Source organism: Glutamicibacter sp. JL.03c (genome assembly GCF_025854375.1).
Classification (GTDB): domain Bacteria; phylum Actinomycetota; class Actinomycetes; order Actinomycetales; family Micrococcaceae; genus Glutamicibacter.
In genome coordinates, this window is the sequence record NZ_CP107575.1 from 1,127,317 (window position 1) to 1,140,044 (window position 12,728).

Annotated in this window: 13 protein-coding genes; 11 read left to right on the forward strand and 2 right to left on the reverse strand. The window is 58.1% G+C overall.

Features of this window, described 5'->3' with window-relative positions; translation table 11 throughout:
* Nucleotides 1-98 precede the first annotated feature (98 nt).
* The 3 genes from hflX (at nt 99) to OF385_RS05225 (ending at nt 4,889) form a co-directional block, all read left to right on the forward strand.
* Nucleotides 99-1,760, forward strand: a complete 1,662-nt coding sequence (gene hflX, locus OF385_RS05215) for a GTPase HflX (protein WP_413468103.1) — start codon at nt 99-101, stop codon at nt 1,758-1,760.
* Entirely contained in the window at nt 1,753-3,750 is a 1,998-nt protein-coding gene (locus OF385_RS05220) for an ATP-dependent DNA helicase (protein WP_264277306.1), read from the forward strand. The genes hflX and OF385_RS05220 overlap by 8 nt, the downstream gene beginning before the upstream one ends.
* 101 nt (nt 3,751-3,851) lie before the next feature.
* Nucleotides 3,852-4,889, forward strand: coding sequence for a glycoside hydrolase family 76 protein (locus tag OF385_RS05225; RefSeq protein WP_264277307.1), 1,038 nt, complete (start codon nt 3,852-3,854; stop codon nt 4,887-4,889).
* Nucleotides 4,890-4,956: 67 nt separating this feature from the next.
* Here the strand turns inward: OF385_RS05225 and lexA are convergent, their stop codons facing one another.
* Nucleotides 4,957-5,676, reverse strand: coding sequence for a transcriptional repressor LexA (gene lexA, locus OF385_RS05230; protein WP_264277308.1), 720 nt, complete (start codon nt 5,674-5,676; stop codon nt 4,957-4,959).
* A 258-nt stretch (nt 5,677-5,934) separates the two neighbouring features.
* On the opposite strand from lexA, the gene OF385_RS05235 reads away from it, so the two are divergent.
* From OF385_RS05235 to OF385_RS05270, 8 genes are all read left to right on the forward strand, one after another.
* Nucleotides 5,935-6,288 (forward strand): LysM peptidoglycan-binding domain-containing protein, encoded by a 354-nt coding sequence (locus OF385_RS05235; protein ID WP_264277309.1) that lies wholly within the window; start codon nt 5,935-5,937, stop codon nt 6,286-6,288.
* Nucleotides 6,289-6,370: 82 nt separating this feature from the next.
* Nucleotides 6,371-7,477, forward strand: a complete 1,107-nt coding sequence (locus OF385_RS05240; RefSeq protein WP_264277310.1) for a histidinol-phosphate transaminase — start codon at nt 6,371-6,373, stop codon at nt 7,475-7,477.
* A gap of 22 nt (nt 7,478-7,499) precedes the next feature.
* Nucleotides 7,500-8,120 (forward strand): imidazoleglycerol-phosphate dehydratase HisB, encoded by a 621-nt coding sequence (gene hisB / locus OF385_RS05245; protein ID WP_264277311.1) that lies wholly within the window; start codon nt 7,500-7,502, stop codon nt 8,118-8,120.
* Nucleotides 8,121-8,756, forward strand: coding sequence for an imidazole glycerol phosphate synthase subunit HisH (gene hisH, locus OF385_RS05250; RefSeq protein WP_264277312.1), 636 nt, complete (start codon nt 8,121-8,123; stop codon nt 8,754-8,756).
* A 2-nt stretch (nt 8,757-8,758) separates the two neighbouring features.
* A complete protein-coding gene (locus tag OF385_RS05255) occupies nt 8,759-8,908 on the forward strand; it encodes a hypothetical protein (protein WP_022875841.1) in 150 nt (49 codons plus the stop codon).
* A 25-nt stretch (nt 8,909-8,933) separates the two neighbouring features.
* Entirely contained in the window at nt 8,934-9,671 is a 738-nt protein-coding gene (priA, locus tag OF385_RS05260; RefSeq protein WP_264277313.1) for a bifunctional 1-(5-phosphoribosyl)-5-((5-phosphoribosylamino)methylideneamino)imidazole-4-carboxamide isomerase/phosphoribosylanthranilate isomerase PriA, read from the forward strand.
* Between the two features lie 220 nt (nt 9,672-9,891).
* Nucleotides 9,892-10,773 (forward strand): SseB family protein, encoded by an 882-nt coding sequence (locus OF385_RS05265; protein ID WP_264277314.1) that lies wholly within the window; start codon nt 9,892-9,894, stop codon nt 10,771-10,773.
* A gap of 40 nt (nt 10,774-10,813) precedes the next feature.
* Nucleotides 10,814-12,151 (forward strand): MFS transporter, encoded by a 1,338-nt coding sequence (locus OF385_RS05270; RefSeq protein ID WP_264277315.1) that lies wholly within the window; start codon nt 10,814-10,816, stop codon nt 12,149-12,151.
* Here the strand turns inward: OF385_RS05270 and OF385_RS05275 are convergent.
* The gene (locus OF385_RS05275) at nt 12,148-12,699 is read right to left on the reverse strand and encodes a GNAT family N-acetyltransferase (RefSeq protein ID WP_264277316.1); all 552 of its coding nucleotides are present in this window, start codon (nt 12,697-12,699) and stop codon (nt 12,148-12,150) included. The genes OF385_RS05270 and OF385_RS05275 overlap by 4 nt on opposite strands.
* Nucleotides 12,700-12,728 lie beyond the last annotated feature (29 nt).

Below are 12,728 nucleotides of genomic sequence, written 5' to 3' on the forward strand. Positions count from 1 at the left end.
AAGTCGTGCATCACACACTTGCCATTCGCCTTTGCTCCTCGGTAACCCCGCATTCACCTGCCTGCCTGTAGTTTTGAGCGCCGTCAAAAGGACCACGAATGTTTGATGAACCGACTGAACCCCATCGCGTCACGTCGCGAACTGGGGGTCACCCGCACTATTCTGGAATGCGAAGTACTTCTAAGGAGACCATGACTAACTCCGAGTCACACGAGCACGATTCGGCATCAATGGATGATGCCCAGATCCAGGCCGCAATCGACCGGATCCTCGAAGCTGATGAAGCCCAAAGCCCGCAAGTGCAACATTTCGGAGAAGAAGATTCCTCGATCTTCTCCGGACAAGCCACCGCACTGAACCGCTTCTCCTCAGGTTTCACCCAATACGATGGGGACCAAGACGACCTCGCGGAACGCCGCGCTCTTCGTCGTGTTGCCGGTTTATCCACCGAGCTGGAAGACGTTACCGAAGTCGAATACCGCCAGCTTCGCCTTGAACGCGTTGTCTTGGCTGGCATCTGGAGCGAAGGTACCGTCACGGACGCGGAAAATTCCCTGCGTGAGCTTGCCGCTTTGGCAGAAACCGCAGGTTCCGAGGTTCTCGACGGCGTCGTTCAGCGACGCAGCAAGCCGGATCCATCCACATTCCTGGGATCAGGCAAAGCCGAGGAGCTGCGAGGAATCGTTGCCTCCAACGGTGCCGATACTGTGGTGGTTGATGCCGAATTGGCACCCTCACAACGTCGTGCCCTCGAAGATATCGTGAAGGTCAAGGTCATTGACCGCACCAGCTTGATCCTGGATATTTTCGCCCAGCATGCGAAGTCCCGTGAAGGTAAAGCACAGGTCGAGCTAGCCCAGCTTGAATACCTCCTGCCACGTCTTCGTGGTTGGGGTGAATCGATGTCCCGTCAGGCTGGTGGACGCGTCGGTGCGGCCGGTGGCGGTATCGGTTCGCGTGGTCCCGGTGAAACCAAGATCGAAATGGACCGTCGTCGCATTCGTGACCGCATGGCGAAGCTGCGTCGTGAAATCAAGGCCATGAAGCCTGCGCGTGAAGCAAAACGAGCCAATCGCAAGCGCAATGAAGTACCTGCCGTGGCTATCGCCGGGTATACCAACGCTGGCAAGTCCTCTTTGCTCAACCGCCTGACCAACGCCGGCGTGCTGGTGGAAAACGCATTGTTCGCAACGCTGGATCCGACCGTGCGCCAGTCCTCGACTGAAGACGGGCTGACCTACACGCTGGCGGACACCGTCGGGTTCGTTTCGAACCTTCCCACTCAGTTGGTCGAAGCCTTCCGTTCAACTTTGGAAGAAATCGCCGATTCGGATCTCATCTTGCACGTCGTGGATGCCTCGCACCCCGACCCAGAGGGACAGATCCAGGCTGTTCGAACAGTACTTGGCGAAGTCGATGCATTGAATATCCCTGAAATCATCGTCCTGAACAAGGCAGATGTTGCGGATCCATGCGTCATTGAGCGCATCCGTAATCGCGAATCGAATACCTCAGTAGTGTCCGCGCACACGGGTGAGGGTATCGAAGAGCTGCTGGAGAAGATCAGCACTTCGATTCCACGCCCTGGCATTCAGCTGGAGGTCCTCATCCCGTATAACCGCGGGGATCTGATCGCCAAGTTGCACCAGAGCGAATCTGAGATCTTGCAGAGCGAACACCTGGAAAACGGCACTCGACTGATCGTGAAGGTTCGCGATTCACTCGCTGCAGAGTTGGAGACTTTCAACATTCATGGATAAGCAAGAGCAGGCCCTTGAGCTTCTTGAGGCCGCGGTAACTTCCATGGGCGGTGCCATGCGCACCGGCCAGCAGGAAATGGTCAAGCACGTGGTGACTGCCCTGGAAGACGAAGAGCATTTGCTGGTTCAAGCCGGTACCGGAACGGGAAAGTCCATGGGCTATCTCATTCCAGCGCTCGCGCATGCGCAAACTAGCGCCAAGCCGGTCATTGTTTCCACCGCAACTCTCGCATTGCAATCGCAGATTGTCGGTCGCGATGTGCCGCGGTTACTTGAATCGCTCAAGGGCAAGCTCTCCCGGCCCATGGATGTTGCCCTGCTTAAGGGCCGCTCCAACTACCTGTGCCAATACAAGCTCGGCGGGGGATACCCCGACGATGAAGGCACATTGTTCTCGATGGACGAGCCAGCGGTCCCCGCAAGCACGACGTATTCGCCACTGGCAAGCGAAGTGATGAAGCTTCGAGACTGGGCTGAGCGCACGGATACCGGTGACCGGGACGAGCTGGTGCCCGGCGTCAGCGACAAAGCGTGGAAGCAAGTCTCGGTATCCGCGATGGAGTGCTTGGGTTCTCAAAAGTGCCCCATGGCCGACGAATGCTTTTCGGAGATGGCACGCGCTCGTGCGGCAGAATCCGATGTGGTGATCACGAATCACGCATTGCTGGCGGTTTCTGCCTTTGAGGGGTTGTCGGTACTGCCTGATTTTGATGTCGCGATTATTGACGAGGCCCATGAGCTTCAGGATCGTGTGACCAGTTCCGTATCTGGTGCTCTGTCCGCGCGAACGGTGATGACTGCTGCTGGTGGCGCCAAACGGCACTGCGGTGTGAACGTTGATGAAATGGTCAAGGCAGCGAACCGACTGGAGAAGTCCCTGACTGGGATTCCTACTGGGTTGTTGGAACATGGCCTGCGTGAAGATATGGGAATCGCGCTTAACGACATCGTTGAACAGGCGCGGCTGGCCTTGGCCTTGTCCAAGCCAGAAGCCAATGCGCCTGCTGACGGCGGACGTCAGACGGCACGCTCCCAGCTGCAGGCCGTCATGGATGACGCCATTCGAATGCTTGAATCCGAAGAACGACGAGAAGTTCTCTATACGACGCGCCCTCGGGAATTTGTCGAAGGCCGTGGCTATGTTGAGGCGGAAGAGTCCCAACCTGCAACGTTGAACGTAGCACCGCTATCGGTGGCAGGAAAACTCCGCGAAGGCCTTTTTGATGGCCGTACCGTGGTGCTCACCAGCGCGACCTTGGCCATCGGATCCCAGTTTGATGCGGTGGCCGGTTCGCTAGGGCTGATGGGGGCCGGCGCTCCGTCATGGACCGGTGTTGATGTGGGCAGCCCATTTGATTATCCGAAGCAGGGCATCTTGTACGTCGCCAAGCACCTGCCAAAACCGGGCCGCCAACTCGCAGCCGAGACGCTGGACGAAATTGAAGATCTGATCAAAGCGTCCGGTGGTGGAGCTTTGGCGCTCTTCACATCGAAGCGTTCGGCTGAAGAAGCTGCAAGCATTTTGCGGGAGCGCCTGGACGTAGACATCTTGTGCCAGGGCGAAGCGAGCATGAAATCCTTGGTGGAGCAGTTTGCGGCCGAGCGCGATACCTGTCTTTTCGGCACGATGACGCTGTGGCAGGGAGTCGATGTTCCAGGGGATTCCTGCCGTTTGGTCATCATCGACAAGATTCCATTCCCGAGACCTGACGATCCAATTTCGAAGGCTCGAACCGAGGACGTCGCCAAACATGGTGGCAATGGATTCATGCAGGTCTCTGCCACGCATGCCGCGATTCGCTTAGCTCAGGGAGCCGGTCGATTGATCCGTTCGGTCAACGACCGTGGCGTGGTTGCCATCCTTGATTCGCGAATGGCTACGGCGCGTTATGGCAGCTTCCTGAAGGCTACTCTGCCTCCGATGTGGCCGACCGTGGACAAGAAGGTTATCTCCGGGGTTCTGGAGCGGTTGAAGCCCGCTGAAAAGTAGGCTTCAGCTTGTGGGCCCCGAATCTGGTGTCCATGGCTAGCTGAGTGTACTAATGTCTGTGCCACGGGGAAGTCCGAGAACCGGAAGGCAAGATGAAGTCCATGAAGGAGCTGGCGCGTGCCGCGGCCGAAGATACGCACGCCCGTTTTGGCCATAGGCTATTTAGCCTGCCAGGTACGTGGATCGGCCGTCCGTATAGTCTTCGGCACCAGTTGCGCGACGGAAGCATGCTCAGCGATATCAACGGTTTTTCGCATCCGTTTGTTGAGTGGAACTACTGGTGGCAGGCCCACTACTTGGATGCCATAATCGATGACGGGTTGGCTTATTTGGCCGATGGCGACCACGGTGCTGCCCAGAACGAATTACGCCGGGCCAAAGACTTGCTGGCTGGCATCCGAGTGCGGAACTTCGGGGTACTCCCCAACTATTTCTTTGACGATATGGCATGGCTGGCTTTGGCTTGCCAACGGCTGGTTGGTTTTTCGCGACAGGTTGAAGGACGCAGCCATCGCCGTGCCAAACAGGCCGTGACAACCTTGCGCAAGCAACTCGAAGGCGGCATTGATGACGTCTTGGACGGTGGCCTGTACTGGTCGCGTAAGCGAGACTTCAAGAATGTTCCGGCCAATGCTCCGGCCGCGCTATTTTTCGCGCGCAGCGGTGACCGCGATCAGTCCCGAAGGCTCCTCGACTGGATGCGGACTAAGCTTTTTAGCGGCCACCAGGGACTGTATTTGGACGGACTGCGAATTACTTCCTCAGGGCACAAGATGGAAGAAGCGCTGTACACCTACAACCAGGGGCCAATACTTGGAGCGTTGCTTGAGCTGGGCACTGCCGTCGATTTGGACCACGCCGCAACGCTGGTTCGGGCTACTCGTCGGCACCTGGCTGATGAATCCGGGATTCTGCCGGTAAACGGAGGAGGAGACGGTAATCTGTTTGCCGGAATTCTCTGCCGCTATTTGGCCCTGTGCGTGAATGACGAGCGCTTGGATCATGAAGTTCGAGATATGGCTCAGCAGATGATTTCGTCAACCGCAGGCAGTCTTGTCGATGACGAGCCCCGGCGGCTCTCAGCAGCAGTTCAGCGATGGATGGTCTTCAGCGCTGCGGATCGATGCGATTCGAAGTGAAAACCTGTAGATAGCAAACACGGAAACGGCGCCGATGCTCATGCATCGGCGCCGTTTTGAGATGTGGTTAGAGCGAGCGCATCACGGAAACAACACGACCCATGATCTTTGCAGCATCGCCAAGAATCGGCTCGTAGCGCGAGTTCTGCGGAAGCAGCCAGGTGTGCCCATCGCGCTGCCGGAAGGTCTTGACGGTAGCTTCCTCATCGAGCAGCGCAGCGACGATATCACCGTTCTCTGCATTTTGCTGACGTCGGACGACCACCCAGTCCCCATCACAGATGGCTGCATCAACCATGGAATCACCAGAAACCTTGAGCATGAATAGTTCGCCGTGTCCGACCAACTGGCGAGGCAACGAGAAAACATCTTCAACGGACTGATCGGCAAGGATCGGACCACCGGCGGCGATTCGTCCTACCAGTGGGACCATCGTGGTGTCAGCGGACGTGCTGAGCTCGATCACCATCGCATCCTCGGCGGCCTTGGTGTCAGCAGCCTCTGCGGTCGCCGGATTCTCTGCATCATCCGCGAGCTGTAGTGGCAACAGAATTTCCATGGCGCGCGGACGGCGTGGATCTCGGCGAATGTATCCAAGCTTTTCGAGCTGGCTCAACTGGTGAGTGACGCTTGAGAGGCTCTTGAGTCCTACAGAGTCGCCAATCTCACGCATGGATGGTGGATAGCCGTTCTTGCCGATTGCTCGCTGGATGGTTTCCAGGATCTTCTTTTGGCGAATCGTCAGCGAGCGTGCATTCGATCGGGGAGTGCGTTGTGAAGCTGACATGAGATTTTGCCTTCCCTAGCTATCTGACGAAAGTTCAGTGGTCCAAACTGTCGGAGCCAGATGGTGTGATGTTTTCATTGCTCGTCTACTTCGAAATCTTAGTGGATAAGCGAGCTTCTTTCAAAGATTTGTTCGAAAACTTCTGGACAAGTCGGACGAAGCTCTGTTAGAACAGATGTACTAGTTTCGAACACTTCTTCGAAGCGTAGATATCGAATACAACTTCGCACCACTCGATAAACTTGAGGAGATAAGGTCATGGCAACTGTCGCGCTTGACTCAAATCAAACCCGGACTCCAATGAAGATCCGCATCAACCGCCGTGGTTGGGCGGTATTGGTAGGCATTCCCGTATTTGCACTCACTGTTGCAGCCGCATTCTTCTTCTCGATGTTTGCCTCCAATGCTCACGCATCCTCTGAACTGCCAACGGGTGTCGAAACAATTGACGTGACTGTTATTCCTGGTGACACCGTCTGGAGCCTTGCCAAGGAGTACTCGCAGGGCTATGACGTCACTTCGGCAGTCAACCACATCTCGGAACTCAATTCCCTGCAGGGGAGCGAAATCCACGTGGGCGACTCGCTGTCGATTCCAGTCCTCGCTGGCTAAGGACTCGAAGTGAGTCGGGGGATTGTTACCTTCACTCGTAGCGGATTCACCCGCGAAGCTGGTCCCCACGTAGACTAATTGCGTGAATGACCGCAGTGAACTTTTGAGTCAGCTGCCCTTGCGTGAGAATCTCCGCGGGCTATCCCCATATGGCGCACCGCAAATCGACGTGCCCATCCAGCTGAATGTCAACGAGAACACCCATCCGCTTCCTCAAACTGTCGTAGAAGCCATTGCGCAGGAAGTCGCTAAAGCGGCGACTAGCCTGAACAGATATCCAGATCGTGAATTCACCGAACTGCGAGAACTTCTTGCCGATTATCTCGGTCATTCCCTGACCGCCGAGAATATCTGGGCGGCGAACGGATCCAATGAAATCCTGCAGCAGATCCTACAAGCCTTTGGCGGACCTGGGCGGAGCCTCATGAGCTTCGGCCCTACCTATTCCATGTATCCGTTGCTCGCTAGCGGGACTGATACGGCTTACATCGCCGGCGAACGTTCAGAGGACTTCACCCTCTCCGCAGAATCAGCCGCGCAACAGGTCCGCGAACACAAGCCGAACATCGTCTTCCTGTGTTCCCCCAACAACCCCACAGGTACTGCGCTCGGCCTCGACGTGATCACCGCTGTCTACGATGCCATGAGCGAGCACAACGGCATGGTCATTGTGGATGAGGCCTACGCCGAATTTTCCCTGTCGAGCACAAAATCAGCGCTGACCCTGCTTGAAGGACGGCAGCGCCTGATCGTCTCGCGGACCATGTCCAAGGCCTTCGGCCTGGCCGGCGCCCGCGTTGGATACCTCGCAGCAGCGCCCGAAGTCACCGATGCGATCCGCCTCGTGCGATTGCCTTACCACCTGTCGGCTGTCACCCAGGCAACAGCAATTGCGGCGCTGAAAAACATTGATCTTTTGCTGGCCCAGGTAGAAGACATTAAGTCCCAGCGAGACCGAATTGTTGTCCGTCTCAAAGAGCTGGGGCTCAATCCTTCAGTCTCAGACTCCAATTTCGTCTTCTTCAGCGGGCTGGAGAACCCTCACGCGGTATGGGAAGGCCTATTGGAAGCTGGCATTATTGTCCGCGACAATGGGATCCCGGGGACTCTGCGTGTAACTGCCGGAACCGAATCAGAAACTACTGCGTTCTTGAATCGCCTAGCCGAGCTGCTCGGCGCGGAAAAGTAAGCAAGAACAAGCGAAGGAAGACATGTCTGCCGAATTGATTGGCGCACGTCGCGCCCGCATGGAACGCGTCACCAGCGAATCGTCTGTATTCGTGGAACTAGATCTCGACGGCACCGGCGTGTCAGAGATCAGCACTTCGGTGCCGTTCTACGACCACATGCTCACCGCGCTGTCGAAGCACTCCCTGATCGACCTGACAGTCCGAGCCACGGGTGATACCCACATCGACGTGCACCACACCGTCGAAGACACCGCGATCACTATTGGCGAAGTGCTGCGCGTAGCCCTGGGCAACAAGGCGGGAATCCGACGCTTCGGCACCGCATACGCTCCTTTGGATGAAGCGCTCGCGCGCTCGGTCGTGGACGTTTCGGGCCGCCCATACCTGGTTCACTCCGGTGAACCGGCAGGGCAGGAATACCATTTGATCGGCGGCCACTTCACTGGCTCGATGACTCGCCACGTCTTCGAAGCCATCACCTTCCACGCACAAATTTGTGCACATATCGAGGTGCTATCGGGCCGCGATCCTCATCATATTGTCGAGGCCCAATTCAAGTCCTTTGCACGAGCACTGCGCGAAGCTGTCGAGTTCGACGAACGCATGGGCGACAAGATTCCATCCACGAAAGGTGCACTGTAAGTGGGACAGAAGAATGTAGTTGTTTTCGACTACGGTTCGGGCAACGTCCGTTCTGCGGTACGAGCGCTCGAAGCCGCAGGTGCCTCGGTTGAACTGACCGCGGACCCAGAGAAGGTCATGAATGCGGATGGGCTCGTTGTCCCCGGCGTTGGCGCCTACGCTTCGGTGATGGAACAGCTGACCAAGATCGGCGCACTGCGCTGGATCGGCCGCCGCATTGCTGGTGGGCAACCGGTATTGGGAATCTGCGTTGGCCACCAGGTCTTCTTCGAGGAAGGCGTTGAGCACGGAGTCAAGACCGCCGGTATCGGCGAATGGCCCGGCACCGTGGAGCGTCTGAAGTCCGATGTCATCCCGCATATGGGATGGAATACCGTTCAGCCGCCAGAAAGCAGCAAGCTATTCGCCGGCGTTGAGAACGAGCGTTTTTACTTTGTGCACTCCTACGCCGTGCAGAAGTGGGAATTCGATGTGACTCAGCCAGCGATGACTCCACCGCAAGTTACGTGGAGCACCCATGGGACGCCTTTTGTCGCGGCAGTGGAAAACGGCCCGCTCTCGGCGGTGCAGTTCCATCCGGAAAAATCCGGGGAAGCCGGCGCGCAGCTTCTGCGCAACTGGTTGGGCACCTTGTAAGCATGTGGACCATCGTGCTTGGGTTCGTCGGCGCATTTCTGGCAGGTGGAGCGATCTCGCTCAAAAGCCAGAAGGCCCATATTTCATGGGTTATCGCGCTATGGGTACTCGCGGCTATGAGCATTATTGCCGCATGGGTCTTGACCCTCTAAAAATCATTACTTCACTAAGGACATCATGAGCGAGCAACCAATTCTCGAACTATTGCCTGCAGTAGACATCGCCGGGGGACAAGCCGTTCGACTGGTACAGGGCGAGGCCGGATCCGAAACCGGCTACGGCGACCCGCTGGAAGCGGCGCTTTCCTGGCAGAACGCCGGTGCCGAATGGCTTCACCTCGTTGACTTGGACGCGGCGTTCGACCGCGGCAGCAACGTCGAGATCGTGCAGCGTATCGCCAAAGAACTGAATATCAAGGTGGAACTCTCCGGTGGCATCCGCGACGATGCCTCCCTGGACCGCGCCTTGGAATTTGGCGCCACCCGGGTCAACTTGGGCACCGCTGCGCTGGAGAATCCAGAATGGACCAAGCAGGCTATTGCCCGGCACGGCGACAAGATCGCAGTGGGCCTGGACGTTCGCGGCACCACGTTGTCAGGTCACGGCTGGACCAAAGACGGCGGAGACCTGTGGGATGTTCTCGCCCGTCTGGAAGATGCCGGTTGCGCACGCTATGTCGTCACCGACGTGACCAAAGATGGCACCCTTCGCGGGCCGAACGTGGATCTGCTGCGCGAAATCGCCGCCAAGACCAACAAGCCTGTTGTCGCCTCCGGCGGCATCTCATCGCTCGAGGATCTCCGTGTCCTGCGTGAACTTGTGCCTGAAGGAATCGAAGGAGCCATTATGGGCAAGGCTCTGTACTCGGGTCAATTCACCTTGCAAGAAGCATTGGACGTCGCTGGGCGTCGCTAGATTCGCCAAGCCACACAATTGACGGCTTGAAAGCCCAACGGCTTTCAAGCCGTCAACTGTTTTCTGAAGCAGGAACAACGTCCAACCGTTACCGATTCCGCTGTTCCCTGCAGAATGACGCAAAAAAGATCTGAAACACCTTGACGGTGGTGTTCAAGCTCATGAGAGAAGAATCAACTCTTCCCTCCACCAGACCCAAAACCACCGATAGCATGGATGTATGAGTACGGAGCATTCTGAATCAGCGCCAAAACGCCACCTGCCAGGACATATTGTCGCGGCACTGGCTCAGGCCGGTTCACCCGCCGACTCTGCAGGACAGAGTTGGGATGGCCGCGACCTCAGCGGCGAAGGCAACCCGCTGCACAACTTCGACAAGGACGACGGCAGCGCCGACGCTCCAACCATGGCCGCCCTCGCGCGACTGCGCGAAGGCAAAGGCTCTGAAACCGAAGTCCACAAGGCCCTGGCCACCGCGCGAGTATTCGTTGCCGTCGTGGCGCAATTGGGTGAAGAAGCTATGACCGATCACGGATTCGCCTCGGACAAGGAAGCCGACATGGCGCTGGTGAAAATCAAGGCACCGGACGGACGCATGGCGCTCCCGGTCTTTACCACCGTCGAACGCCTGCAAGCCTGGCACAAGGAAGCTCGTCCAGTGGCGGTCTTCGCTCCGCGAGCCGCGCTGTCGGCAGTCAGCGAAGAATGCCAGCTGCTGGTACTCGACCCGGGCAGCGACTTCACCTTTGTCCTGCGACGACCGGGGGTCTGGAACCTCGCCAAACAGGTCGACTGGATTCCGAGCTATCAGAACCAGCAGATCGCCAATCTCGTGCACGATGCCACCGAAGGCTTTAGCCAACTGCAGGCCGTGCAGCTAGCCCCCGGCAGGGGAGTAGGGTCAAGATCACGTGACGGCCAGATGGTTCCAGGCGGTGGCTCCGGACCGGAACTTAATTTGCAGTTTGTTTTCGCACCGGGAACAAGCCAGAACCAAGCGCAGGAAATTACCAGCGCAATTCAGGGACGCTTGTCCCAGAACACTGAATTCACTGAAGCAGTGGATTCTCTAGAACTCAGTTTGCACAGCGCGCCAAGTTGATCTCGGCGGGCTCCTTGAAACAGTAAGGAACAGTTCGGGCATGAAAAGCTATTGGCAGATTTTGCGTCAGCCGCAGATCGCGATGCTGCTGCTTATCGGCATGATTGCCCGCCTTCCGCACTCCGCGCTGAGCATGCTCCTGCTGCTTCATCTGGTCAACCACCTCGACCAGAGCTGGGTCTCGGCCGGCTTGGTGACCGCGCTGATGACCCTCGGTATCGCCATTGGCGCCCCGTGGCGTGGAGCGCGCGTTGACTCCTGGGGATTGCGCAGGGCTATGCTGCCCTCGGTCGTCGTTGAAACCTTCGTATGGTGCACCATTCCGCACGTACCACTCGTATGGGTCTATCCGCTGGCCTTCGTCGGAGGCCTCTTCGCTCTGCCGGTATTCTCCGTGGTGCGCACGGCGCTTGGCATCATGACCACCGGTGAGCAACGTCGAACCGCATTCGCCTTGGATGCCACGGCCACGGAGCTGGTGTTCATTGTCGGACCGGCCACAGCTGGCATTGTCGCCACGCAGATCAGCAGCGTCATCGGACTGAGCGTCATCGGCGTCACCGCCTCACTGGCCGGCTTGGCCTTGATGCTTCTGAACCCGCCCACGCGCAGCGATGACCCTAAAGCCATCGCCATGCAGGCCAACGCCCACGAAGAACGCCTGGGCGCGGAGGCAAGCTTCATCGCTGCCGCGCCGATTGGCGTGCAGGAAGTCGAAGGCGAACTGATTGTCGCCGGCTGGAAATCAGCCCGCGCCAGGATCAAGAAACGAGGCCGGGCATTCAAAAGCCGGTTCAGCTGGATCAGCGCCTCCGTCTTGGCGGTATTCATTGCTTCGGCCGGGGCCGGCATGTTGCTCACCGGTACCGAGGTGGCGATTGTCGCGGAGCTTGATGCGGCCATGCAAAGCCACCGGCTGGGGCTGGTGTTCTTCTTCTGGTGCGGCGCATCGCTGATCGGCGGTCTGATCTACGGCTCCATGAAGCGTGTCATTTCGCCACTGCTCCTGTTGTTGTTCATGGCGATCTTGACGATCCCGATGTACTTCGCCTGGGATACCTGGTCGCTGGCCCTGTTCTCCGCCCTGCCAGGTTTCCTCTGCGCGCCAACGCTCTCGGCCGCCTCGGAATGGCTCACCGATCTGGTGGCTGAGAAGCGCCGCGGCGAGGCCATGGGCTGGTACGGATCGGCGATGACTGCCGGCACCGCCTTGGGTTCGCCGGTCACCGGGTTGTTCGTAGACAACGTGGGTCCGGCTTATGCCTTTGTCGGTATTGGCATCATGGCGGCCATCGTGGTGTTGTCAGCCTTGGTGGCGCAGCAAATTCGCCGTCGCGTGCGCCGCTCGCGCCGCCAGCGCTGGGAAACCACTGCCTAGTTCTGCACCCGCTGGGCGATGCGCGAGTACATGTACATGTCCTTTGGCTCGTTGCCGATCAGCTCCCACCGGCGCAACAACCCTTCGCGTTGGAACCCGCAGCGTTCGGCAGCGCGCCAGGACCCTACGTTCCACGGTTCGACGTACAACTCGACACGATGGATGCCTGGATATTCCAGAGCCCAATCCGCGAGGATGCCCAGGGCGCAGCTGGCAATGCCTTGCCGGCGATGCCCCGGTCCCACCCAGTAGCCGATGCTTGCCCGTCCGTGGCGGGCGTCGTGGAACCATAGCCCCATCTGCCCGACGGCCTGTTCAGTGGCCGAATCCGCTATGGAGAAGGAGTATCCGGTCCCATCCGTGGTCCGGCTCCATTGGCGGTGGATGAAGTCAACGCATTGTTGATGCTCGCCCTGTGGAGGCACGGTGGTGATCTGCGTGATGTAGGGATCCGTCGAAGCCTGCTTGATGAGCGGGATGTCCTGAAGGGAAAACGGGCGCAAATAATAGGGCGTTGCGTTCAAGACAGGCTGCTCGATCAGTTCCATGGGCACAACATTAGCCCGAAGAAGCCTGT

What these genes read in the sequence shown, in the direction of transcription:
- OF385_RS05265 (WP_264277314.1), top strand. Translation starts at nt 9,892, where the DNA reads ATGAGTACGGAGCATTCTGAATCAGCGCCAAAACGCCACCTGCCAGGA.
- hisB (WP_264277311.1), top strand. Translation starts at nt 7,500, where the DNA reads ATGTCTGCCGAATTGATTGGCGCACGTCGCGCCCGCATGGAACGCGTC.
- OF385_RS05220 (WP_264277306.1), top strand. Translation starts at nt 1,753, where the DNA reads ATGGATAAGCAAGAGCAGGCCCTTGAGCTTCTTGAGGCCGCGGTAACT.
- OF385_RS05235 (WP_264277309.1), top strand. Translation starts at nt 5,935, where the DNA reads ATGGCAACTGTCGCGCTTGACTCAAATCAAACCCGGACTCCAATGAAG.
- priA (WP_264277313.1), top strand. Translation starts at nt 8,934, where the DNA reads ATGAGCGAGCAACCAATTCTCGAACTATTGCCTGCAGTAGACATCGCC.
- OF385_RS05255 (WP_022875841.1), top strand. Translation starts at nt 8,759, where the DNA reads ATGTGGACCATCGTGCTTGGGTTCGTCGGCGCATTTCTGGCAGGTGGA.
- hflX (WP_413468103.1), top strand. Translation starts at nt 99, where the DNA reads ATGTTTGATGAACCGACTGAACCCCATCGCGTCACGTCGCGAACTGGG.
- OF385_RS05270 (WP_264277315.1), top strand. Translation starts at nt 10,814, where the DNA reads ATGAAAAGCTATTGGCAGATTTTGCGTCAGCCGCAGATCGCGATGCTG.
- OF385_RS05275 (WP_264277316.1), bottom strand. Translation starts at nt 12,699, where the DNA reads ATGGAACTGATCGAGCAGCCTGTCTTGAACGCAACGCCCTATTATTTG.
- lexA (WP_264277308.1), bottom strand. Translation starts at nt 5,676, where the DNA reads ATGTCAGCTTCACAACGCACTCCCCGATCGAATGCACGCTCGCTGACG.
- OF385_RS05225 (WP_264277307.1), top strand. Translation starts at nt 3,852, where the DNA reads ATGAAGGAGCTGGCGCGTGCCGCGGCCGAAGATACGCACGCCCGTTTT.